Source organism: Gilliamella sp. wkB7 (assembly GCF_001693435.1).
Lineage (GTDB): Bacteria > Pseudomonadota > Gammaproteobacteria > Enterobacterales > Orbaceae > Gilliamella > Gilliamella apicola_N.
On record NZ_CM004509.1, the window covers coordinates 2,271,410 to 2,296,776 of the forward strand.

24 protein-coding genes are annotated in these 25,367 nt (G+C 35.5%); 4 read left to right on the top strand and 20 right to left on the bottom strand.

What is annotated here, in order from left to right:
- Positions 1-11 precede the first annotated feature (11 nt).
- Entirely contained in the window at positions 12-479 is a 468-nt protein-coding gene (locus A9G17_RS10015) for an AraC family transcriptional regulator (protein ID WP_065738580.1), read from the bottom strand.
- Between the two features lie 302 nt (positions 480-781).
- On the opposite strand from A9G17_RS10015, the gene A9G17_RS10020 reads away from it, so the two are divergent.
- Both A9G17_RS10020 and A9G17_RS10025 read left to right on the top strand, forming a co-directional pair.
- Positions 782-1,645, top strand: coding sequence for an RNA ligase family protein (locus A9G17_RS10020; RefSeq protein ID WP_176714267.1), 864 nt, complete (start codon positions 782-784; stop codon positions 1,643-1,645).
- Positions 1,642-2,781, top strand: coding sequence for an AAA family ATPase (locus A9G17_RS10025; protein ID WP_065738581.1), 1,140 nt, complete (start codon positions 1,642-1,644; stop codon positions 2,779-2,781). Before A9G17_RS10020 ends, A9G17_RS10025 begins: the two co-directional genes overlap by 4 nt.
- Positions 2,782-2,841: 60 nt before the next feature.
- On the opposite strand, the gene A9G17_RS10030 is transcribed toward A9G17_RS10025, so the two are convergent.
- Together A9G17_RS10030 and A9G17_RS10035 are read right to left on the bottom strand one after the other, a co-directional pair.
- Positions 2,842-4,245, bottom strand: coding sequence for a glycoside hydrolase family 1 protein (locus A9G17_RS10030; RefSeq protein WP_065738582.1), 1,404 nt, complete (start codon positions 4,243-4,245; stop codon positions 2,842-2,844).
- Between the two features lie 10 nt (positions 4,246-4,255).
- On the bottom strand, positions 4,256-6,112 hold the full coding sequence (locus A9G17_RS10035) for a beta-glucoside-specific PTS transporter subunit IIABC (RefSeq protein WP_065738583.1): 1,857 nt from the start codon (positions 6,110-6,112) through the stop codon (positions 4,256-4,258).
- 265 nt (positions 6,113-6,377) lie between these two features.
- Here A9G17_RS10035 and A9G17_RS10040 point away from each other — a divergent pair, with 265 nt between their 5' ends.
- Entirely contained in the window at positions 6,378-7,538 is a 1,161-nt protein-coding gene (locus tag A9G17_RS10040) for an MFS transporter (protein WP_065738584.1), read from the top strand.
- Between the two features lie 103 nt (positions 7,539-7,641).
- Here A9G17_RS10040 and citG read toward each other — a convergent pair whose 3' ends face one another.
- From citG to A9G17_RS10120, 16 genes are all read right to left on the bottom strand, one after another.
- Complete coding sequence (citG, locus tag A9G17_RS10045) at positions 7,642-8,529, bottom strand: triphosphoribosyl-dephospho-CoA synthase CitG (RefSeq protein WP_081301736.1); 888 nt, start codon at positions 8,527-8,529, stop codon at positions 7,642-7,644.
- A gap of 111 nt (positions 8,530-8,640) precedes the next feature.
- Positions 8,641-11,628: a DNA translocase FtsK 4TM domain-containing protein gene (locus A9G17_RS13495; protein WP_218059723.1), complete on the bottom strand. Its 2,988-nt coding sequence runs from the start codon at positions 11,626-11,628 to the stop codon at positions 8,641-8,643.
- Positions 11,629-11,734: 106 nt separating this feature from the next.
- A complete protein-coding gene (locus tag A9G17_RS10055; protein WP_065738585.1) occupies positions 11,735-12,256 on the bottom strand; it encodes a gamma carbonic anhydrase family protein in 522 nt (173 codons plus the stop codon).
- Positions 12,257-12,258: 2 nt separating this feature from the next.
- Positions 12,259-13,428 (bottom strand): Bcr/CflA family multidrug efflux MFS transporter, encoded by a 1,170-nt coding sequence (locus A9G17_RS10060; RefSeq protein WP_081301797.1) that lies wholly within the window; start codon positions 13,426-13,428, stop codon positions 12,259-12,261.
- Positions 13,429-13,639: 211 nt separating this feature from the next.
- Positions 13,640-14,344: a 16S rRNA pseudouridine(516) synthase RsuA gene (gene rsuA / locus A9G17_RS10065; RefSeq protein ID WP_065738587.1), complete on the bottom strand. Its 705-nt coding sequence runs from the start codon at positions 14,342-14,344 to the stop codon at positions 13,640-13,642.
- 20 nt (positions 14,345-14,364) lie between these two features.
- Entirely contained in the window at positions 14,365-15,096 is a 732-nt protein-coding gene (locus A9G17_RS10070) for a class I SAM-dependent methyltransferase (protein ID WP_065738588.1), read from the bottom strand.
- On the bottom strand, positions 15,083-17,110 hold the full coding sequence (prlC, locus tag A9G17_RS10075) for an oligopeptidase A (RefSeq protein ID WP_065738589.1): 2,028 nt from the start codon (positions 17,108-17,110) through the stop codon (positions 15,083-15,085). Before prlC ends, A9G17_RS10070 begins: the two co-directional genes overlap by 14 nt.
- Before the next feature lie 92 nt (positions 17,111-17,202).
- The gene (locus tag A9G17_RS10080) at positions 17,203-17,460 is read right to left on the bottom strand and encodes a BolA family protein (protein ID WP_065738590.1); all 258 of its coding nucleotides are present in this window, start codon (positions 17,458-17,460) and stop codon (positions 17,203-17,205) included.
- Between the two features lie 93 nt (positions 17,461-17,553).
- Positions 17,554-17,826: an STAS domain-containing protein gene (locus tag A9G17_RS10085; RefSeq protein ID WP_025316248.1), complete on the bottom strand. Its 273-nt coding sequence runs from the start codon at positions 17,824-17,826 to the stop codon at positions 17,554-17,556.
- Positions 17,827-17,841: 15 nt separating this feature from the next.
- Positions 17,842-18,474, bottom strand: a complete 633-nt coding sequence (gene mlaC / locus A9G17_RS10090) for a phospholipid-binding protein MlaC (RefSeq protein WP_065738591.1) — start codon at positions 18,472-18,474, stop codon at positions 17,842-17,844.
- Between the two features lie 2 nt (positions 18,475-18,476).
- The gene (gene mlaD, locus A9G17_RS10095; RefSeq protein ID WP_065738592.1) at positions 18,477-19,064 is read right to left on the bottom strand and encodes an outer membrane lipid asymmetry maintenance protein MlaD; all 588 of its coding nucleotides are present in this window, start codon (positions 19,062-19,064) and stop codon (positions 18,477-18,479) included.
- Positions 19,065-19,075: 11 nt separating this feature from the next.
- Positions 19,076-19,855, bottom strand: coding sequence for a lipid asymmetry maintenance ABC transporter permease subunit MlaE (gene mlaE / locus A9G17_RS10100; RefSeq protein WP_141677584.1), 780 nt, complete (start codon positions 19,853-19,855; stop codon positions 19,076-19,078).
- On the bottom strand, positions 19,855-20,628 hold the full coding sequence (gene mlaF, locus A9G17_RS10105; RefSeq protein WP_065739146.1) for a phospholipid ABC transporter ATP-binding protein MlaF: 774 nt from the start codon (positions 20,626-20,628) through the stop codon (positions 19,855-19,857). The genes mlaE and mlaF overlap by 1 nt, the downstream gene beginning before the upstream one ends.
- Positions 20,629-20,978: 350 nt before the next feature.
- On the bottom strand, positions 20,979-21,677 hold the full coding sequence (locus A9G17_RS10110; protein ID WP_065738594.1) for a methionine ABC transporter permease: 699 nt from the start codon (positions 21,675-21,677) through the stop codon (positions 20,979-20,981).
- Positions 21,678-22,721 carry a methionine ABC transporter ATP-binding protein gene (locus A9G17_RS10115; RefSeq protein ID WP_065738595.1) on the bottom strand — a complete coding sequence of 348 codons (1,044 nt, stop codon included), beginning with the start codon at positions 22,719-22,721 and terminating at the stop codon, positions 21,678-21,680. It abuts the gene before it with no gap.
- 65 nt (positions 22,722-22,786) lie between these two features.
- Positions 22,787-23,875 carry an amidohydrolase gene (locus A9G17_RS10120; protein WP_065738596.1) on the bottom strand — a complete coding sequence of 363 codons (1,089 nt, stop codon included), beginning with the start codon at positions 23,873-23,875 and terminating at the stop codon, positions 22,787-22,789.
- Between the two features lie 184 nt (positions 23,876-24,059).
- On the opposite strand from A9G17_RS10120, the gene A9G17_RS10125 reads away from it, so the two are divergent.
- Complete coding sequence (locus tag A9G17_RS10125; protein WP_065738597.1) at positions 24,060-24,908, top strand: MetQ/NlpA family ABC transporter substrate-binding protein; 849 nt, start codon at positions 24,060-24,062, stop codon at positions 24,906-24,908.
- A gap of 63 nt (positions 24,909-24,971) precedes the next feature.
- Here A9G17_RS10125 and A9G17_RS10130 read toward each other — a convergent pair whose 3' ends face one another.
- Positions 24,972-25,307 (bottom strand): rhodanese-like domain-containing protein, encoded by a 336-nt coding sequence (locus A9G17_RS10130; protein WP_086308374.1) that lies wholly within the window; start codon positions 25,305-25,307, stop codon positions 24,972-24,974.
- Positions 25,308-25,367 lie beyond the last annotated feature (60 nt).

Sequence of the window (25,367 nt, forward strand, 5' to 3'; positions counted from 1 at the left end):
CTTTATAAGTATTATTTATCTAACAAAGGTAAATAAACATCCGTTATCATCTGTTCAGATTTTACAGTTGGACCGACATTAACATAATGAAAAATTGGGGGAAAATCTCCCAAGTTTTCTCCACTGTTTGGTAACCATTTTTCAAGTAAATAAATAATTGCTTGATTATCATATCTTGAACCTATATCTCTGGTTTTTGCACAGCGAAGTTGTGGAATCGTTTTATTTATTACTCCATAAATGTTTTTAGTAATAGGTTCATCAAAAGAGATACCGAAATCGACATGATGTTTTTCAGGTGGCGTTGTTTTAGGGTTAGTATAATGAATGCCGTAGTTTCTATATTTATTATCTAAAAGCTGATTTTCTTGTCGCCATTTTATGAGTTTGTTTATTGATTCATGTTCTAACTCGGGCGCGCCATAATGTTCAATAATGGCTAAATACGTCATTGGGAATATTACGATTTCGACCTTCATATAACCCTCCACAATTTATCAATGGTAATCATCTTTTTGAATCTTAACACTTATTGCGTGTATAAAAAATCTAATTTTACTTGACAATATATTTACTTAAAATGATAATGGCGCCGTTTTTTTAGTCTAATATTTAATTTTTTTGTGAGGTGGCAAAATGCCTGTATTCAATACTTTATCTTAATGCCGACATGGTATCTTCTATTACATTGTCTTTTAGCTTTTTCTAAAGCTCCTACGTTGCAGTTCAATCTATAGATCTTCACCTTGTCGGTTTTCCCTAATTTTTCGGAGAAAACAAAATGACAATGGAAACTTATATTCAAAACTTAGAATTAATTAAATACCCACGTACTCCACATTTGGAAAGTTCGCGCTTGCAATTGGGTGATAGTGAGCATGGCCAGCTACCCTATAATCAATTAATAGGGCAATATATTGTGGTTGAAGAAAAACTCGATGGCGCTAATTGTGCAATCAGTTTTTCAGAAAGTGGTGAGCTATTATTACAATCACGCGGTCATTACTTAATAGGGGGCAGTCGAGAACGTCAGTTTAATCTATTTAAACATTGGGCAACCATCCATGAAAGCTGGTTAATTGAACGTTTAGAAGATCGCTATATTATGTATGGTGAATGGTTACATAAAAAACACTCTATTTTTTATGATGCATTACCACACTATTTTTGTGAATTTGATATTTGGGATAGACATAATAACTGTTTTTTATCAACCCAAAAGCGTCATCAATTATTGGCTAATGGTCCTATTTTATCTGTTCCCGTATTGTATTCGGGAATCGCACCGAAAAAATTGGGTGACTTATTAGCATTAGTTAAATATTCTTTAGCTAAAACAAACGATTGGAAAAGTTGTTTTGAGAAAATTGTTGCTCAAGAAAAAATTGATTTGAATAAGGCTTGGCAACAGTGTGATAACTCGGATTTGATGGAAGGTTTATATTTGAAAATTGAATCAGAGTATACCACAACGGGACGTTTAAAATGGGTAAGACAAGATTTTGTTCAATCTATTTTAGATGCGGGTCAACACCATTTACAGCAACCGTTTATTCCTAATCAATTAGCTAAAAATGCCGAGCTTTATACGCCACAAATAACGATAAATTGGAATGATGGCATAATATTTGGAAGTGGTTTATGAGTTATTCGCAGTTACAACAAGAGATCGCCTACAGTATCAGCAAAGATAACTTTGACCAGTGGTTGGAATGTATACCTGCGTTGAATAAATTGATGACGACACCACAAGATCCTACTTATCATGGTGAGGGAAATGTCTGGATTCATACTCAAATGGTATTAAGATCCTTAATAGGTGAAGATGAGTTTGCAAAATCTTCCGATGATGAAAAGTTTGTGCTATTTATGACTGCTTTGTTACATGATATTGCCAAACCAGAAACGACCATCATTGATGAGTTAAGTGGTCGAATTTCACAACCAAGACATTCCCAAAAAGGATCGATTAGTAGTCGAATACTATTATGGCGATTGGGCATTGATTTTGAGTTAAGAGAAAAGATTTGTCGGATTATTGATGTGCATCAGGTACCATTTTATGCATTAAGTGATGATAGTAATAATAAATCACCGCAATGGTTAATTCATCGGCTTTCATGGGAATTACCTGTCTGGATGTTATGCATGCAAGCTAAAGCCGATATACTTGGTCGTATTAGTGCTGATAAAGCTCGAATGGTTGATGAAGTTGAACTCTTTAAACAATTAGCTTTGGAAGAAGGATGTTTATATCAATCTCGGCAATTTATAGATGATTACACCAGAGTACACTATTTTCGAGGAGGCAATGTTTTGCCTGATTATGCTTTGTATCCTCAGAAAGGACCTAAAGTCATATTATTGTCGGGTTTACCTGCATCAGGTAAAAATAGTTGGATAAGTAAACATTATCCGCAATTACCGGTTGCCTCATATGATGACGCAAGGAGTGAACTGAAATTAAAGCATGGCCAAAATGAAGGATTAGTGATCCAATTTGTATTAGCTAAAGTGAAACAATATTTAAGAGACAATCAACCATTCATCTGGAATGCTACTCATTTATCACGAGATATGCGCCAAAAAGCATTGGATTTGCTTTATGCTTATCATGCAGAAGTTGAAATTGTTTATCTTGAGCAGCCAGAAAAAACATTATATCAACGCAATTCAAGCCGAGATACTAGCTTACCAAATAAGAAAATTACACAAATGCTTTCTAAATGGCAAGTGCCATTACCGACGGAGGCGCATAAAGTGACATATTTAGTAAGTTAATGATATTTAATATGAGTTATGATGGGCTTTTTTAAAGCCCATCTTTATATTGTGTATTAACTATTCTTTAATGCCATTGTCTTTGATGACTTGCTGATACCAATAAAAACTATCTTTTTTTATTCGATTAAGGGTTTTTAAGTCATGGTCATCACGATCAATATAAACAAAGCCATAACGCTTTTTAAAACCTTGATGTGAGCTTAATAAATCAATAACTGACCATGGACAGTATCCAAATAGTTCAACACCATCTTCAATTGCATCATGACAAGCTGAAATATGGGATTTGATATAATCGATTCGATAATCATCATGTACTTTATTGTCAGCAGTTAATGTATCGGGAGTACCTAAGCCATTTTCAGTAATAATTAATGGTAAACGATATTGGCGATAATATTCATTTAGTACAAGGCGTAATCCCATAGGGTCAATTTGTGCACCATAAGTTGAGGCAACTAAATTTGGATTTTTCTCGATTTTGAAGTAACCGTAAAGGTCAAAATCGATATCTTTTTCTTTGGTACCAAATGGATGTGCATCATCCTCTGGTAAATAACTAGCAACCAAAGTTCGATAATAATTTACAGCAATAAAATCAGGTTTTGCTTGTTTTAATATTTCAGCATCTTCAGGATGGGTATTAGGATAGATTCCGCACCGAGTTAGATAGCTTTTATAATAGTTAGGATAATCACCAAAACAGTACATTTCCAGCGCATAATTCGTTTTGAAATTATCGTTCATTTTCGCAGCCCATACATCCATTGGTTTGTTACTTGCAGGATAGGTCATCGTGGATGAAACTGCAGGCCCAACTTTACTGTCGGATATTAAAGCATGACAATCGTTGGTTGCCATTGCATGGGCAACAAACATATGATAATCCATTTGTGCACGAACTTTTTCAATATCTTCTGGCGCAACTTGATACATATTCATTCTTTCATTGACACGAATCATCAGATTTTGTTCATTATTAATCTGCCAATGCTTAACTCGATCGCCAAATGCTTTATAACAGACTTGAGCATAACGTCTAAATGCATCAACACAGCGACGATCTTGCCAACCATTATATTTATCAACCAAGGCAAAGGGTAAGTCAAAATGATAGAGCGTAATAAAAGGTATAATATCGTTTTTAATTAATTCGTTAATAACTCGATTGTAAAAATCGATTCCTGCTTGATTTATTTCACCATCACCATCGGGAATAATACGAGCCCATGATATAGAAAAGCGATAGGTTTTTAGTCCTAACTCTTTAAATAACGCAATATCACTTTCAACATGATGATAAAAATCACTGGCGACTTTACTGTCGGCTTGTATAGCAGAGCGTTGAAATGAATTATAATCGGCAACAGTCATTCCTTTGCCATCTGCATCCCATCCCCCTTCAATTTGAAAAGCAGACGATGATGCTCCCCACCAGAAATCCTTAGCAAAAGCTTTCATATCTAAACCTCTAAACGTGAATAACTAATAAATTGTCCGTAACACTCACTTGAGTTTGTTGACAATATTCTATATTTTTATATTGTTCGGAATTAACCACAATAATTGATGTGGTTAAATCAAATTGTTGTTTTATTTTATCAATATCAAATGAAACTAATTTGGTACCTTTAGTAATATGTTGACCAGCATGGACATAAGATTGGAAGTATTGACCTTGTAAGTTAACCGTATCAATACCAATATGAATTAACAGTTCAATACCATTATCTAATTTTATTCCTATTGCATGTAAAGTAGGGTAGAGTGCCGTAACGGTACAATCTTCAGGGGCAACGATTTCACCCACTTTAGGATAAACTGCGATTCCTTTTCCCATGGCTCCTGTGGCGAATGCTTCATCTTTGACTTGAGCTAAAGCAATCACCTCACCAGCAACCGGTGACACAATAGCGGTATCTGAAGTTAATTGTGTACTGGACGTTGTTTGAACTGTTTTTGACGCTTCCTCATTTGGTATATCATTAAATCCAACAATCATCGTCATAATGCATGAACCAAAAAAGGCAAAACCTATGCCAATTAAATAACATAAGAATGCTTTTGTACCTGCTTCTGCGTACACCGGTATTGTTAATACTCCTTGATTAGCAAATGCGTTACCATAGGAGCCTCCCCAACCCATTAAGCCCCCTGCGATTGCGCCACAAATTACGGCACAGATCATCGGTCTTTTTAATCTTAAATTGGCACCATAAATTGCTGGCTCAGTAATGCCAAACAGCGCAGTAACCGTTGCCGATGCGGCCACCGTTTTAAGATTTTTATTTTTAGTTTTAAAAAATACGCCAAAAGCCGCACCAGCTTGCGCAAAGTTAGCCGCACCAGCAAATGCCAAAAGATTTTGCCTGCCTGTTTGCGCTACATCATTGATTCCAATTGGCACAATCGCTCGGTGAGCGCCAAATATAACTAAAATGCACCATACACCGCCAATAAAAGCACCTAATAAGATAGGGCTAACCCCCATAATGTAGTAATAGATCCAGTTTATAAATTCGCCAATGTAGATTCCAATTGGTCCGAAAATAAGTAATGTGGCGGGGATCATGATGAGTAGTGAAAATGTAGGCACCATGATAATTTTTAATACTTCAGGAATGATTTTTTCTAAAAATCTTTGTATATAACTTAAAATAAAAACGGCAATAATGATGGGAATAACACTTGATGTATAATTGGCTTTGGTTAGTTCAATCGCAAAGAAGGTGACTTCACTTTTACTTGTCATTAAACTCACAATGGAGGGATAACATAGGGTTGCGCCAATAATCATTGAGATAAATTCATGCGCTTTAAATACTTTGGCTGCGGTATAACCTAAAATTATAGGCATAAAGTAAAACACTGCATCCGATGCAGCATGTAAAATAATATAAGTATTATAAGTTTTAATATCCGTTGAGTAGTAATTACCAATTATAACCGCAATTGCTAAGATCCCTTTTAGCATACCGGATGCGGCTATCGCTGGAATAATCGGGGTAAAAATGGCGGCAAAAGCATTGAGTATTTTAATGCCTATTGAAACTTTTGGTTGTTCTTGTTTTATTGAGTTTATTTCACCAATAAGTGGTAAAAGTGCGTCATAAATTTTTGTGACTTTATTACCTAATACTACCTGATATTGCCCACTGCTTTCTACAACAGAAATGACCCCCTCAGTTTGTAATAATTTTTCACGATTAGCTTTGTTATTATTTTTTAGTTGGAACCGTAATCGAGTAAAGCAATGGTTTACACTGATAATATTTTGCTTATTTCCGACCAATTGTAATATTTGCTGTGCAATTTTCTCATAGTCCATTATTTTCTCCATTACGTTAACAGTGGTTAATTTTCGGTAAAAAAAAGATCAAACATACTAGAGTTGTTGTTAATACTAAAACAACAATCATCATGCATATTTGATCGTATTATTTTTGTTGATAACACTTTTTTTACCATTGGGTTAACTTTTCTCAAGCTAACACAGTTTAAAAAGTTAAACAAGATTGATTTGAATTGTTGCTAAATATTTTATTTAGATATATTTTTAACCTTAAGGCTTGTAAGGATTAAAATTATAATTAATGAAAACAGCGAAAAAAAAATCGTATTTATTACTTTGTATTGTGTTTTTCTTTTGGTATGCACAATACGTTTATATCCCTTATCAAACACCTTATCTTGCAGCCATAAATCTTTCAACTAATTTTATTGGTATGGTTGTGAGTGCTTATGGTATTTCACAATTACTGTTACGTTTACCCGTTGGTTTAATTGCTAATGTGAAAGAAAAGCATAAAGTATTTATAGTGTTGGGATCTTTTTTAGCTGGTTTTGCATCTGTTATTCGCATAATCCAACCTGATGGATGGGGATTTTTTATTGGTAATATTATTTCGGGTATTGCTAGTTCAACATGGATCTCATTTATGGTGTTATTTTTAGGCTTTTATCCTAAATCCAAAAAAAGTTATGCAACAAGTCTTATTATTATGGTAAATAATATAGGCGTATTTTTAGCATTTTTATCCAGTACGTTACTCTTTGAATCTTTTGGAATGAGGTTTATTTGTCTTTTAAGTTGTTTAAGTGGATTTATCGCTTTTATTTTGGCGATTAGGCTTAAATATCCTGAAAGAATTCATCATCAGTTTAGCTTTCAAAACTTATTTAAGGTTTTTTTAGATCCCAAACTGCTATTTTTTTCTCTGTTGGCCTTAATTCAGCAGGGCATACAAATGTCCACAACCATGTCTTTTACAAACCAAATACTCAGTGAGCTTGGTGCCAACTCTGCTTTAATTGGTCTATCTTCAATTGTATATATGCTGTCATCTGTATTGTTTGCAAAAGTTGGAGCAAGTAGCTGGATAACCAAATTAAGCACCTCATCTTGGATCATCCTCTCTTTTCTTATGCTTGCCCTTTATTGTGTTTTAATACCACAATTATCATCAAGTTATCTCATATTACTGTTGCAAATTATTCCAGGGATGGGGACCGGTATACTATTTTCACTATTAACTTTTGAAGCGATTTCTGATATTCCTTCTTATGCTCGTTCAACAGCGATGGGTCTGTTTCAAGCTATTTATGCATTAGGTATGACGGTTTTTCCAATCATTGTCGGTTATGTTAGTCTGATATATTCAATGACGACGGCATATTTTTGTTTAGCGATTATAGCGGTTTTGGGGGCAATTTTTTATTGCTTTTATTGCTCAAACAGAACAATAAAATCATAGTGATAATAAATATCTTTTAATAGCCATATTATGTTTTTCGGAATGGAAAATTGAATGCTATGAATTAGTCTAATACTTAGCTCTAAATATAAATAACATTCAATTAATATTGTGCTAAAAACCAAGTAATCGCAATTAAATCGGCTGTACCACCGGGACTTAGATTGCGTTTTATAAATTCTTTATCTAACTGATTTAACCGTTCAAGACCATTAGCATCAGTCATTCCACCTTGTTCAATGAGTTTTCTCGCTTCCTGTTGAGCAAAAGTTAATCCGTCTAAGCCACCTCTAGATACTAAATTAGTATCTTGATTATAGGCAAGTAGATGTAGCATTGCTTGCAGTAAACATGTTTCTTCGTTGTAGCCATTATGTTTCATTGCTCGATAGATAGGCAGTGAGATAGTGCGAACCGTTGCATAGCCTGATTCTGCTTCACCTCTGGCTCCGGGTAAATTGTGAAGTTTAAAAAGTTTTTCACCTATTGAACGGGTTGAATTATTTTGTTTAAGTTCATTGGTAACGATTCCTTGGCAAATAGCAGAAACTTGATCACAAATATTTTGTGTATTAATTGTTAAGCCTAGTTGTTCTAATTTGCCGATTGCACCTAGTAGCAGTCCAAAAGCAAAAATACCACCTTTGTGAGTATTGACTTGATTTGTCGCTTGGTACATTGCTTGCTCGCACTCAATACCAATCGGTCTAATGCCTGCTAAAAATTGTTGGTTATCTTGCAAAGCCGATGCTTTACCATATTGATAAAAACGTTCGAACCAGACACTGATTGCTTTGATACTTTGAACAAAAGTTTGGAAGTCCATATCACGATGTGCACCGCTATTATTCATATCAACCAATCCAGGTTTCGGCGATAAACAGACCTCTTTTATTAATGCTTTTGTCGCTAATTGTGCGGGTATACATTGATTATTATCACTGTTAAGTTCAAGTTCTAATAGTGCTATTTGCTGTGAATAATCACTCATTATCAATTATTACCTATAGGCAATGATGTAAAATCATTTGTTTGTGATGTAATGTTTGGATATCGCCAACTCATTGAACAAAATGGTTGGCGTACTTTTTATTTATTAAAGTCAATAATTATTGTGGGATGGTGCTGCAAGTACTTCACGATTCCCATTATGGCTAGGAGGACTAATAATGCCTTCCGCTTCCATTTGTTCAACAATTCGGGCTGCTCTATTATAACCAATACGGAATTTTCGTTGTACGCTAGATATTGATGCTCTTTGTGTTTCAACGACAAAATCCACCACTTGGTCAAATAGTGGATCGAGTTCTTCCTGAAACATATCCGAACTACTATTTTCACCGTCATCGGTTGCTACGGTCACATTTTCAATATATTTTGGTGTACCGCGCGCTTTCCAATCTTGCACCACAGCGTGTACTTCTTCATCACGGACAAATGCGCCATGAACACGAATTGGAATAGAACTATTCGGCGCTAAATAAAGCATATCACCCATACCAAGCAATGATTCCGCTCCCATCTGATCTAAAATGGTGCGCGAATCAATTTTACTTGATACAGTAAAAGCAATACGGGTAGGGATGTTAGCTTTAATTAAACCCGTAATCACATCTACCGATGGTCGCTGGGTGGCTAATACCAAGTGGATACCTGCAGCTCTTGCTTTTTGTGCTAATCTAGCGATTAACTCTTCCACCTTTTTTCCAACCGCCATAATAAGATCAGCAAATTCATCGACCATAACGACAATGTAAGGCAGTTTTTCCAGCATTGGTCTGTCTAGATCCATACTGTCAGTAGGTTTCCAAAGTGGATCTGGGATTGGTTTACCCATATTTTCTGCTTCTTTAATTTTATCATTATAGCCTGCAATATTGCGTACACCAAACGCTGACATAAGGCGATAACGGCGTTCCATTTCATTGACACACCAATTAAGTGCATTAGCTGCATCTTTCATATCAGTAACAACTTGGGTTAATAGATGTGGAATACCTTCATAAATGGATAACTCAAGCATTTTTGGATCTATCATGATAAATCTTACATCTTCAGGTTTTGATTTATATAAAATACTTAAGATCATCGCATTAACACCAACCGATTTACCTGACCCCGTAGTACCTGCAACAAGTAGGTGAGGCATTTTAGCTAAATCAGCAACCACAGATTGCCCCGAAATATCTTTACCAAGAACAACGGTAAGTGGTGATTGTGCATTTCTAAATTGAGGGCTATCAAGCACATCTCTAAAATAGACTGTTTGGCGATTTTTATTGGGTAACTCAATTCCCACATAAGGTTTACCCGGAATCACTTCCACCACACGTACAGATGGCATGGATAATGAGCGAGCTAAATCACGATCTAATGTTGAGATGCGTGCCGCTTTGATACCTGGTGCAAGTTCAATTTCAAAGCGAGTAATAACAGGTCCCGGTAAATAGTCAACGACTCTCGCTTTCACTCGATAATCAGATAAACTTTTTTCTAAAAGATTGGCCGTTGCATTTAACGCTGAATGATCGATTTCTATTCGCGTAGTAGGCGGTGCCGTCAGCAAATTTAACGATGGTAAAGGGGTTGTTGGTTTTGGCAAAGGTTTATCATTACGTCTTAATAAAGGGTGGATTAAGCCATCTTCTTCGCTTTCTTCTTCATTATTTTCATCGTTATCTTCATTAACCTGAACTTCATTGACAGGCTCTGCTTCAACAGCAAAAGTAGGAGATTGCGGTATTTCTTCAATCTGGTCAATCTCTTCTTCATTTAGATAGATATCATCAATAACAGGGTTCGCTTTTTTTAGCGATTCAATATCAACATCATAAGGTTGTTCTCTTTCAATGACTTTTTCTTTAAGTTCTTCATGCTCATTTTGATCATTAATTGTTGTTGAAAGATTAACTTTTGGTGGTGTTATTTCACTGATAGGCTCAAACGGTGTTAACTCAACTTCTTGGGTTTGCTCTATTTTAGGCGCTTGATAGCCTGATGTGAATAAAGGTTTGCTCGGTGCATCAGAAATTGTATATTTATTTTCTTCCAAAGCTTTCACTTCTTCAGATTTATCTGATTGCATGTCAGATGATGTTTTTCGCTCATTCATATTTTTTATGATTACTTCCATACGAGCTAAAATATCATTAGAGTCAGCCTCTTTTTTAGACTCATCACGAGTTGCTTGATTGGTTGAATTGACTTGATCTGTGGTTGTTTTTTCAAGTTCTTGTAATAATTGTTCAGCCGTTTTGATGAGTTTCTCATCATCTTTAAGGTTGTTGGATTCGACACGTTGTTCAGCTTTATCAGTATTGATATCATGCTGTATTTTTTCTTCACTTGCTATGATTGATGTTGATTGAGCAGTATCTGTATTTACCGTCTCGCTATCAAGAGGCATAGTTAATTTTGGTTCTTGTTCTTTGCCAACAACGGATGACGCTTTATCGGATTGTTGGTTGGTATTTATTATTTGGTTGGTTTTACGTGATAAAATTAACTTTGAAAATGGCGTAATGAGCCACATAACCAGAGCACCTAATTTTTCCATTAAGTAAAACCAAGAGAATCCAGTTAATAAAGTGATGCAGGCAAGACTGGTAATTAATAATGCCAATGAAGTGGTTAGGGCATTCATTACCGGTAAAAGACTTTCAATTACAATTGCACCTAAATATCCTCCGGCATTGAATTGTTCTGCATCACGAATATTTAAAGCAAAGAAACCTGTGCTGCTGAAAATAAACGCTAAAATACCAATAATTCGAAATGACAAACTAAAGTAATTGATAGGTGCATTGGGGGTACGATAATAGTAGACCACCATTTGTGAGCTAAAGAATATCGAGATAAAAGGGATACTGAAAGCAATAAAACCTAGGAATTGGAATAAAATATCTGAAACATAGGCGCCAATGATACCACAATAATTACTGATTGGATTGTGCCATGCAGTACGAGACCATCCAGGATCAGATGGATTATAAGAATATAAGGATAAAAATAGACCAACAGATAATCCTATAATTGCCAGTAAAATGAATTGAGTGATTATCTGTTTTCTTGTTGTTTTTGACTTTTTCAAGTACGTACCTAAACAATTGCAACAGTTAAAATTGTTAGCATTTTATCATAAATTGCACCCTCTCACAGAGTGAATAAGCTCTAAAGCATCATTATTCTTGTTGGTATTAATCAATCGGTGATAGAGTTTTGCTAAATTTTTGTCCATTTTGTACATAATTTAGAGCATTTTGTTTATTAGCAGCAATTTCAGCTTCAGTGAGTTTGCGAATAATTTTGGCTGGTGACCCCATAATTAAACATCCTTCTTCATAAGGTAATGAATGTGTCACTAATGAATTCGCGCCAACTAAACAATTTTTAGCAATTCTCGCATTATTCAAGATAGTACTTCCCATACCGATTAAAACATTATCCTCGATGTGACAACTATGAAGAATAACGTTATGACCAATCGTTACATTTTCACCCACAATACAGGGGATATCGGTTTCAATATGCACCGTACAATTATCTTGCACATTGCTATTTTTGCCTATATAGATTGGTGCAATATCACCTCGTAAGACAGCATTAAACCAAATCGATACTCCTTGCTCTACAACTACATGACCAATAATATCAGCCGATTTGGCAATAAAACAATGTTCATGAATTTGTGGACATAAATCCCCTAATCGATAGATCATCGTTATTTCCTTTTAATATTTCTGATTTTTAAAAATAAACCGACAGCCAAAAAATTACATAAAACCATGGAGCCTGTCATTAGCCATTCAGAACTATTGTCTGAAACTGTCGTTACTGTTGTAAGATTTGAGACCAAGAATGATAGTGATATACCAACGGCTCCCGCTACTGCAAATCGAATTGTGCCAGCAAGTGAAGAGGCCGTTCCTGCGATATGCGGGTAAAAATCTAAAATAATAGCCATGCTATTTCCGCCTATGGTTGACATACATCCTATATATCCAGCAATACAGATAACTAAATAGATGAAACCTAAATTAAATAATGTCACGATCATAAGTCCAATTGCCATGACAAATTGGATAAAAAGACCTAACTGCATCATTTTAAATGAGCCTACATGTTTAACCAAACGACTATTTAGGGTATTCATAAACACCATAACAACAATATTAAGTGCAAAGTAATAACCAAAATGTGTGGATGCAACACCATGCAGGTTCATGTAAACAAAAGGTCCCAAACTTAAAAATGAGAATAAACCTGCACCGGCAAAGGCGCCTATCATCATATACGCCAATACTTGTCCATGACGGAACAACGTAATGAAATTACTCAAAATACGGGTAAAACTAAATTTAGATCGTTTTGCCTTTGATAATGTTTCTGGAATAAAGATGATAACTAAAGCCAGCCCTATTAGTGCCGTCAGACTGATAGTGTAAAAATTAGCCTGCCAATTAAACCAATATAGAATAAATCCACCAATGATCGGTGCAAGGAGTGGAGCAACATTGGATATCAACATGACAAATGACATCATTTTAGAAAATTCATCGCGATCACGATAAATATCTTTCATTAATGCATTAATTACTATTGATGTTGCAGCGGCAGCAATACCGTGAAAAAAGCGAGCGGTAATTAATTGATTAATATTCGATGCAATACCACAAATTAATGCGGCAACTATAAAAATAATTAGACCCACAATTAAAACGTAACGCCGTCCGTAGCTATCAGTAATAGGGCCAAATAAAAGTTGTCCAAAAGAAAATCCTAATAAATAACAGCTAATAGTAAGTTGTACTGTTGCATCGGCTACATTAAAATCTTGCGCAATGGTTGGCATGCTGGGTAGATACATATCTATGGATAATGGCATTAACATAGATAATAATCCAAGAATTAAAATCAGTTTTTTTTTGGAAATATTGATTCCTAACTGTAAATGTTGATCTTGCACCTATTAAGTCCTGTACCTGTTTTAACCTGTAAGTTAATTAAAATGTTATTTAAAAAACGATAACGTTACATGCAATTTTGTAAGCGATTTTGAAATATTAATTATCCGTTTAACACAGTAAAAATATTTAAAGTTGTTAAATATCATAATTCTGGTTAAACGAATTGATTTCATCTTGGGTAAGGGGACGGTATTCACCCTCAGGAATATCGACCTTAATATTACCTATTTGTTTACGATGTAATGCAACCACATGATTATCTACAGCCGCAAACATACGTTTAACTTGATGATATCGTCCTTCGCTAATGGTAAGCTCCGCATGGAAATCATCAATAATATTTAATTTAGCTGGTTTAGTTAGTGATTTTTCACTTTTTAATTGAATGCCATTGTTAAAAATTTCAATGAGATCTGTGGTCAATGGGCGTTCAACTGTCACCAAATAGATTTTTTCACAATGATGTTTAGGAGAAGTAATGCGATGTGACCACTTACCATCATCAGTCAATAATACCAATCCGGTTGTATCAAGATCCAATCGACCCGCGGCGTGAAGTTTTTCAGGCATAGGCTCATCAATAAAATAAAGAATTGTTGGATGATCAGGATCATCAGTTGAACACACATAACCTTGGGGCTTATTTAGCATAAAATAGCGGTTCTTGGTCACAGGTGTAATCTCATAACCATCATATTCAACTATCTGTTCGGGTGACAATTGATAAGCACCTGATTTAATAATTTCACCGTCGACCGTGACTTTTTTCGCTTTTAATTCTTTATTAACAATCGTTCGACTGATGCCGAGATGATGAGCAAGAAACTTATCTAATCGCATAAATTATGAATATTCCTATATTACTTTAAAGGGGTATAAATATCAAAACGGTGATTTTTCGTTTTAATTTCTGCTGTTGGTTTTTGGTTAGCTAAAAAAGGTGCGTAACTAGGACGTTTAACCACCACTCTTTTGTTGGCTAACTGTCTTGCTGGCTCAAGTAAACTGTCTGAATCATCATCGCTGCCAACTAATTGTTGAAATATGCGCATCTCTTTTTTGACTAGTGCACTTTTGGTTCGATGAGGAAACATAGGATCAAGATAGACCACATCTGGTTTTTGAGTGTAAGTGCATAACCCATCAATACTTGAGTGATAAATCAGACGTAGATGTTGCTGTAACCAAGCACCAATATTTTCATCTAAATAAGCACGCTGTAGACCATCTTCTAACAGTGCAGCAACAACAGGATGACGTTCAAACATAGTGACATGACAACCAATAGCGGCAAGTACAAATGCGTCGCGACCCAGTCCAGCGGTAGCATCTACAACCGTTGGTAAATACTCACCTTTGACGCCAACCGCTTTGGCAATAGCTTCACCTCGTCCTCCGCCAAATTGACGACGATGTGCCATAGCGCCAGATACAAAATTGACGCATATTGAGCCTAATTTGGGTTCGTCGTTTTTTTGTAATTCGAGTTGATTATTTTGATTTACAAGAGTGAACGGCAGTTCGGTATGCGTGGCTAACCACTGCTCAGCAAATAACTTTAGCTGAGCAGTATCTGTATTACTTAATTCCATAGTGACGAAGCAATGCCTCAAGTTGTGGTTCACGACCACGGAAATTTTTAAATAACGTCATTGGTTCATCGCTGCCACCTTGTGACAAGATATTGTCAAGAAAAGCATTACCCGTGTTAGTATTGAAGATACCTTCTTCTTCAAAACGTGAAAATGCATCAGCCGACAATACTTCTGCCCATAAATAACTATAGTAACCAGCAGCATAGCCACCTGCAAAAATATGACTGAAAGCGTGTGGAAATCGACCCCATTCAACCGTTGGAACCACTGCTACTTGTTGTCGGACTTTTTTAAGTGTTTCTAAAATATCCGGATCTTTTTGACTGTGTAACGTAAAGTCAAACAAGCCAAACTCTAATTGACGTAAAATAAATAATGCTGCTTGATAGTTTTTAGCATCCAACATTTTATCTAGCATCTCTTTTGGTAATGGCTCACCAGTTTGATAATGTCCAGATATAAACGAAAGTGCTTCAGGCTCCCAGCACCAGTTTTCTAAAAATTGACTTGGTAATTCTACTGCATCCCATGGCACGCCATTAATACCTGCAACACCCGGTACTTCAATTTCAGTTAACATGTGGTGTAAACCATGCCCAAATTCATGAAATAGGGTAGTGACTTCGTTATGGGTAAATAACGCAGGTTTATCACCAATAGGACGGTTAAAATTACACGTTAAATAAGCAACAGGATTTTGTGTATGACCATCCGCAAAGTGCATACGACCAATACAATCATCCATCCAAGCTCCACCACGTTTATGTTCGCGAGCATATAAATCAAGATAGAAGCTACCTTTTAATTCACCATTAGCAGTATACAGATCGTAGAATTTAACTTCAGGGTCCCAAACATCAACACCTTTGCGCTCTTTCGCGGTAATGCCAAAGATTCGATGTACGACTTCAAACAAACCGCTAATTACACGTTGCTCTGGGAAATATGGTCGTAACTCTTCATCATTGATGGTGTAGAGATGCTGTTTTTGTTTTTCGCTGTAATAAGCGATGTCCCATGGTTGTATATCACTGGCACCGAAAAATTCGTAAGCGTAACGTTTAAGTTCAGCAAGTTCTTTTTCGCCTTGTGGTTTGGCTTTAGAAGCTAGGTCGGTAAGAAATTCCATTACTTGCGTGGTGGATTTTGCCATTTTGGTCGCAAGTGATTGATCTGCATAGGTCTTAAATCCTAATAATTGAGCAAGCTCATCGCGTAATGTCAAAATTTGTTGAATGATTTTAGTATTATCCCATTTGCCAGCATTTGGACCTTGATCAGATGCTCGGGTATTATAAGCTTGATAGAGTTCAAATCGTAGATCACGGTTATCACAATAGGTCATCACGGGAAGATAACTTGGGATATCTAAAGTAAGTAACCATCCTTCTTCACCTTTAGCTTTAGCCTGTTCTTGGGCTGCGGCAAGGGCACTTTCAGGTAGACCCGATAAGGCTTTAACATCCGTAATTAATTTTGACCATCCCATCGTTGCATCTAATACGTTATTACTATAGGTTGATGATAATTCCGATAGTTTCGCAACAATTTCACCATAACGTTTCTGTTTTTCATCTGGCAGGCCAATGCCTGATAATTCAAAATCACGTAGGGCATTATTAATAACTTTTTTCTGAGCTTTGGTTAGTTTGGCGTATTGTTCACTTTCTTTGAGTTGTTTATATGCCTGATATAAAGGTTTATGTTGACCAACCCAAGTGCTGAATTCTGAAAGCAATGGTAAACATGCTTCATAAGCTTCACGTAATTTAGGGCTATTTTTGACCGAGTTTAGATGACTAACAGGTGACCATGCACGACTAAATTTTTCGTCCACTTCATCAATTGGTTGAATTAAATTTTCCCAAGTATATTGGCTGTTTTGTTTTAATACTGTTTCGATCGTATTTCGGCTATTTTTTAATGTTTCTTGTATGGCTGGTAAAACATGTTCTGGCCTAATCTTCGAAAATAGGGGTAATGGTGCATTTGTTAATAATGGGTTAGTCATGTTGCAATACCTTATGTACATTGATATTTTCTATTAATAGAAAATAATATTGAGGCAAAAAACGTTTATTCAAGGGTTAATAAGAATCATTCTTATAATCCTATTAGTTTGCGCTCACGTTGCCATTCAGTGGGAGTATAAGTTTTTATGGATAGCGCATGGATACGATTATCATTAATAAATTCTGCTAAAGGGGCGTAAATAGCTTGTTGTTTTTTTACACGGCTAAGATCGGCAAATAATTCTCCGACAGCAATAACTTGAAAATGACTTCCATCATCAGTCATTACATGAATATCGTCAAGTTCAAGTGAATTTCTTAATTTATTTATAATTTCTTGTTTATCCATTAGTTATACTCATCATTAATATAAATTATACGTTTTAATTTTTGTAAAAAAGTTTCAGGTTATGGGGGTGTTTCAGTATAAAAATCCAATATATTAATCATCTATGACATGTTGTAAGTCATATAAAGTGATTAATGTTTGTAATTGTGGATTAATATTTTTTAGCTTTACACAATATTTAATACAAAAATAGACTAAAGTCGCGAGTCCTGAAGAATCAACTCGAGTGAGCTCACCTAAATTAATGTATTTAACACCATTTAATATAGAGCTTTGCGTTGTCCATAAATCATTTAAAGAGTGAACATCAAGTTCACCCTGTAAGTACAATACATCTTGTTGTTTATCTGTTTTGATTCGCGACATTATAAAATAGCCTTTTTATTTAGCGTTAGGATCAATATTGCGATTTGATAGATCATTTAATTGTTTGGTTAATTCATCAATACCTTTTTGGCGCAGAACAGTTGCCCATTCGTTTTGTTTAGTGGTAACCATGCTTACCCCTTCCGCAGTTAGGTCATAGGCTTTCCATTCACCTGTTACAGTATTTTTTCGCCATTGGAAATCAATACGAATAGGTTGTTGATTTTTGTCTGGCTGATTTAATAATATGCGGATTGAAACAAGTGATTTATCACCTAAATCTTTTGATTTTTCAACTTGATAAGTTTGTCCGTTGTACATCGAAAGTGCTTGAGCAAATGCTTGTACTAAATAGTTTTCAAATGCATTGAAATAAGCTGTACGCTGTGCATCAGTTGCTGATTTATATGCATTACCTAAGATTAATGCTCCTGCATATTTAACTTGTACGTAAGGCAGTAAATCCGTTCTTACAATATCTTTAAGTTTGTTCGGATCGGATTTAAGTGTTGAAGACTCTGCTTTCATTGTGTTAAAAATTTTGTCTGCTGCAACTTGCATATCTTGATATGGATCGTTTGCAAATGCCGTAGCACTTATCATTAAAGTAAGTACTAAAAAAAAGGTTTGTTTAAATTTGGTTAACATAGTTACTCCTTACTGTCATTAGTATCTTGTTTTTTGTCTTTATCTGATGATCCACCCGCACTATATAAAAATTGTCCAATTAAATCTTCAATAACCACTGCTGGTTTTGTGTTATATATAATAGAACCATCTTTAAGATAAGGATAATTATCTTCTTGATTATGACTATCCGTATTTGCTGTAGATGTCGGTGCATCTAAAGCATCAATATCATTTATTGTGCCTTGATCTAATCCAAAGTTGATATCAATAAATTGTTCACCTAATAAACCTGATGTTTTAATTGAAAGTGAACTTAATTTTGGAATTTTATTATATTGAGTATCTAAATCCATAGTTACCCATGGTTTATAATCTTCACTGTTCGTAGTTTTTAAGCTAATATTACTGACACGACCAATAACAACCCCACCAATTTTAATTGGTGAACGTACTTTCAAACCACCAATATTATCAAATTGCGCATAGACTCGATAAGAGTTATGACTAACAAAAGATGTTGGGTCAGTTACTCTAAAGCATAAAAATAGTACTGAGACAATAACCAGCACCATAAATAATCCTACTGTAATTTCTACTTTACGACTCATGTTTAATGACCTCAATTACTAAACATTAATGCGGTTAAAATAAAATCTAACCCCAAAATAACTAATGATGAATAAACAACTGTATTAGTTGTTGCCCGACTAATTCCTTCTGATGTTGGTACACAATCGTATCCATTAAAAAGTGCAATCCAAGTACTGGCAATAGCAAATGCAAAACTTTTAATAAAACAGTTACCTAAATCATGCCACCAATCGACATTACTTTGGATGGATGACCAAAAGAACCCTGAGTCAATCCCTTTCCAATCTACACCAACTAATACGCCACCTATGATTCCGACCGCAACAAAAATCGCTGTTAAAAATGGCATGCTAAAAAATCCTGCCCAGAACCGTGGAGCTATAATGCGGCGTAAAGGATCAACGGCCATCATTTCCATACTTGATAGCTGCTCGGTAGCTTTCATAAGACCGATTTCAGCTGTTAAAGCAGAGCCTGCACGACCAGCAAATAGTAATCCAGCAACAACAGGTCCTAACTCTCGTAACAATGCAAGTGCAACCAACATCCCTAAACTGGCTTCAGCCCCAAATGTTGTTAAAATAAAGTAGCCTTGTAGCGCTAGTACCATGCCGATAAACAGACCTGACACGATAATAATGGATAATGATTGTACACCAACAAAGTAGAATTGTTTGACCAGTAATGGGAATTGTTTTTTAAATTGTGGTTGACCAATCAATGCGCCAAATAGCATCATTCCTGAGCGCCCAATCATGGCGATCACATTAATAAACCATTGCCCCATTTTTGCGAGTAAATTCAACATTATTTTATACCTCTGCTTAGGTCCAATTTGTAATCATTAGCAGGATAATGAAAAGGTACTGGTCCATCTGCAAGTCCTTCCAAGAATTGTTTAACTCGTAAATCATCATTGTCACGTAGTTGCTCTGAAGTACCGCCAGCGATAATATGCTGTTCTGCTACAATGTAGGCGTAATCAGCAATACTCAACACTTCGTTTACATCATGACTAACCACTATGCATGTTAATCCTAACGATTGATTAATTTCAGAAATAAGCTTAACAATTACGCCCATTGAAATTGGATCTTGTCCAGCAAAAGGTTCGTCAAACATGATTAAATCAGGATCAAGCGCAATTGCTCTCGCTAATGCCGCTCGTCTAGCCATCCCTCCAGATAATTCAGAGGGCATCATATTTGCTGCACCGCGAAGTCCTACGGATTGTAATTTCATCAATACCAAGTTATGTAATACTGGTTCAGGTAATTTAAGGTGTTCGCGTAGAGGATAAGCGACATTATCAAATACAGATAGGTCAGTAAATAACGCGCCTGATTGGAATAGCATACTCATGCGCTTACGTACTTCATATAGTCTTGAGCGAGACATGCTTGGTATGTCTTCACCATCAAATAAAATTTGTCCTGTTTGTGGTTTTAATTGTCCACCAATCAGTCTTAATAGTGTAGTTTTACCAATTCCAGAAGGCCCCATAATAGCGGTTATCTTGCCTTTTTGAACAGTCAAACTCATATTTTTATAAATAGGCCGTGTTCCACGATAGAAAGACATATCGTGTATTTCGACCAAATTTTGCTGTAATGCGTCAGTCACAATGATTTCCTACACTACCAGAATTAAAATTTCGCCTATTTTACTTGATATTTATTAATAATGAAATCTATTAAACATATTATCAATGAGTCTGTTTTTACTAATTTAAACCTGTTATAACGAATTTATTTGTTTGTTTTATACTCAAACGTATAGTTAACCTGAAACTTTTTTACATACATTACTGTTTATTAATCTGCAATAAAGTAGTATTTAAACTTAGGTAATAGAACTTAAATAATAAAGACGTTTAATAAATATAGATAATAATGAAAGTAATTTACTCTATATATTATCGCTTAGTTAAGCTATTCATGCCGTGCCTTGCGGGCTAAGTAGTTACCCGTACTTTGTACAAATTGAATGACAATAACCAAAATAAATACACAGATGTAAGTTACCGTCGTGTCAAAACGTTGATAACCATATGAGACAGCTAAATCACCGATACCACCGGCACCAATAGCACCTGCCATGGCGGTAGCTCCAATTAAGCCAATTGTGGCGGTTGTAAGTGTTAAAAGTAATGAGCTAAAAGCTTCTGGTAACATAAAATGCCAAATTATTTGGATTGGCGTTGCGCCCATAGCTTCAGCAGCTTCAATAATACCGCTTTTTACGTCTAATAACGAGTTTTCCACTAATCGAGCTATGTAAGGGGCAACATAAAAAGTGAGTGGAACAATTGCTGCTGTAGTACCAATTGAGCTGCCGACAATAAACTTTGTTAAAGGCAAAATTGCGACAAGTAAAATAATGAATGGCAATGAACGCACTAAATTAATGATTGGGTTGATAATGCGATAGACTCGTCTATTTTCAAGTAGCCCAGATGGGCGAGTGGTTACTAAACAGATACCCAGCGGAATGCCAATCAGAGATCCCAATATTAAAGAAAAAACGACCATAATCAAGGTTTCGTAAGATGCTTGTATGAACTGATCAGAGGTGACAGTAGTGGCAAAATTCGTACTTAAATAACTAAGTATATTATTAAATATTTGCATTTAATTAATCTCCCATTGTTTTATTTTGGTAACTTGTACACCACGTTCACGTAGATAGTGCACCGCTTCGTCAATGTTACTATCCTCACCTTTTAATTGAACAAACATACTGCCTAAAACCGTTTTTTCGATTTCTGACATATGGGCAAATAAAATATTCACGATAACTTTTTGTTGTAAAATGAGTGAATTAATGACGGGCTCAGAGGCTGAACGTCCTAAAAACTCCAATTTAAATAATTTGATATTATTTTTGTCTCCTTCTATTTTTAATAGATTTTCAACTACACCACTTGGAATTTGATCGTTTATCACAGAGCTGACAAAATTTTGTGTCGTGTGATGTTTCGGGTGACCAAATACATCAAGCACATTACCATGCTCAATGATGTTACCTTTTTCCATGACGGCAACTTTGTGACAAATTCGTTCAATAACACTCATTTCATGAGTGATTAATACAACGGTTATTTTATATTTTTCATTGATTTGTTTTATTAAGTCTAAAATGGATTGAGTCGTTTGTGGATCAAGCGCTGATGTGGCTTCGTCGCACAGCAGTATATCTGGATTGTTTGCTAAAGCTCGCGCAATACCTATGCGCTGTTTTTGCCCACCCGATAGCTCTTTAGGATAGCTATTAGCTTTATCTCTTAATCCCACAAACTTCAATAATTCATACACTTTTTGTTTAATCGTTTGTTTATCTTTTTTGATTAGGACTAATGGAATAGCAACATTTTCAAATACGGTTTTTGATTCAAGTAAATTAAAGTGCTGGAAGATCATGCCGATTTTTCGACGAACTTGACGTAACTCTTGACTAGATAATTGATTGAGTAATTGATTTTGAATTGTGACACTGCCTTGAGTCGGTCTTTCAAGAAAGTTAATTAAACGAACAAGTGTGCTTTTTCCTGCTCCACTATAACCGATAATGCCATAAATATCCCCCTTTGCTATGGTTAAATTGATATTATTTAATGCTTGGGTAGTAATGCCATTGCGCTCATATTGCTTTGATACATTTTCAAATTTAATCATTAGTTACCACCTACTTTTTTATCTTGTGCTAATTGAATTAGTGCTTGCTTGGCAAGTTCAGATAACTAGTTAACGGCAGGCATTATCATATCTCGATTAAGCTGAAATTTTGGATGATGCACAGCGTAAGGACTTTGTGAACCAAGGTTAATAAAAGCGCCGGGAACGTGATGTAAGTAATGAGCAAAATCTTCGCCACCAAGTTGAGGTTTAAAGTCGACGATTTCATAATTTGCATGTTTAGCAATTTGTTTGGCAAAGTCAACCCATTTAGCATCATTAATAATGGATGGTGGACCATCAAACCAGCGTAGCTCAGCTTGCGCACCTAAGGCAGAAGCAATATTTTCAGTAATATTTTTTAGCTGCTGTTTAACTTTAGCTCTAATTTCAGGTGCGAGCGTTCTAACTGTTCCCTCCATTTCTACCGTTTCGGGAATTACATTCCAAGTATTTCCTCCTTGAAATTTGGTAATACTGACGATAACCGCATCTAATCCGCTCACACTTCGACTTGATATTGTTTGAACTGCATTAACTATTTGAGCGCCAACAACGATAGGATCAACCCCTGTTTCTGGTCTTGCTGCATGCGCACCTACACCTTTAACAGTAATTTCAATACGGTCAACATTAGCAGAAAACGGCCCAGCACATGATGCCATCTGATTTATGCTTAAATTGGGATTATTATGTTGCCCTAATATTGCATCAACTCCCTTTAATGCACCAATTTCAATAAAGTGTAATGCACCACTAAAATTTTCTTCAGCAGGCTGAAATAGTAGACGAATTGTCCCTTTTAAATCTTTTTCATGTGCTTTTAGTAAGTATGCTGCTCCCATTAAAATAGCAGTATGTACGTCGTGCCCACAGGCATGCATTACATTTGGATTTTTTGAACGATATTCACACGTGGTTTGTTCTTGGATAGGCAATGCATCAATATCAGCACGTAATGCTAGTACTGGTGAACCGGAGCCTATTTCTGCTATCACACCTGTTTTAGCGCCTAATTCCAAAATGCGTATATTGGCTTGTTGTAAATAAGATTTTAATCGTTTTGTTGTTTCAAATTCCTGATTAGAAAGTTCAGGATTTTGGTGTAACTCGACAAAGAGTCGATGAATAGTATCTGCGATAGTTTGACTCATAATATATCCAACGATTAATAATGATTGATACTATTAACGGTAACATAGGCATATTTATCTCTCTAATAATCGTTTTTTATATCTTATTCCAAAAAGTTATAAGATAGAATTACATGGAATAAATGAACTATTTTTTCTATGTTAGAGTGTATCTAATGTTTCTAGCTTACAAAGGGTAGCTCACATGAAAATATGTTTTATCAAACAAAAATTATTTAAATACCTATCATTAGCATTAATCGTATGTTCTGCATTTTTTATAAATGCTTGTAACGATTCATCCAAGCAAGCTAATAATCAAACCAAAAAAGAGATTAGTATGGGTGTGTCACCTGGTCCCTATAATGATCTTTTTAAAGATGCTGTTAAGCCAATATTAGAATCAGAAGGATATAAGGTTAAGTTAGTTAATTTTCCTCATTTACTTGAATCAGATGTGGCTTTAAGTGAAGGTAGTATTGATTTAACTGTCGCTCAGCATACTGCTTATATGGATGTTTTTAATAGTCAACGCAAAGCTAATTTAAAGCCAGTGGTTCATGTGCCGTCTGTACCAGCAGCCATATTTTCGAATAAATATACCTCATTGCAGCAAGTGTTTGCGGGGGCTAAAGTCGCGATTCCACAAGATGCGTCAAATGCAGCCCGTTCTTATAACTTACTCGAAAAAGCAGGTTGGATAAAATTGAAAGAAAATGCTAATCCAATCATCGTTAGTAAAAATGATATCGCTCAAAATATTGCAGGCATTGATATTGTTGAAATGGATTCAGCTAATATACCTCGTGTCATGAACGAAGTAGATTTTGCGGTGATACCAGGAAGTATCGTTTACTCAGCTAACATTGACTCAAATAAAGCGTTACTTTTAGAAACCATTATTCCTGATTTAGAAATTATGGTTGTTGTGAATGGCGGTAATGAAAACAGTCAGTGGGCTCAAGATATTAAGCGCATTTATCAATCCCAGCAGTTTAAAGATTATATGAAAGAGCATAATCAAAATGGTTATTGGGTAATGCCTCAGGAATAGATCAAAATTCTCATTAGGATAAAGTATATATAGTTGCATACAGCCCATGTAGTCATGGGCTTTTTAATACCTTGTCATCTGTTCATCAATAGTGAGCGCCCAAGCGTCTATTCCACCCGTGAGATTATATAAATATTCGCTATCAAAACCATTTTCGGCTAAATAGTTAGCCACATTTAAGCTTCTAACACCGCGGTGGCAGTAAATAACGATATCAATTCCATCTGGAATTTCATCTAAATATAATGGGATAAGATTCATTGGAATATGTGTTGATCCATTAATACTACAAATGGCAACTTCATTAGGTTCACGGACATCAAGTAAGAATAACTTATCAGATGCCTCTATTTTTTGTGCTAGCTCAGCAGGTGTTATTTCTTTTATGGTAATTGTCATTTAAAGTCCGTTATCTTATTTTTTAAAAGGTAGAAATGTCAAAAAGTTTGAGGTTACCTA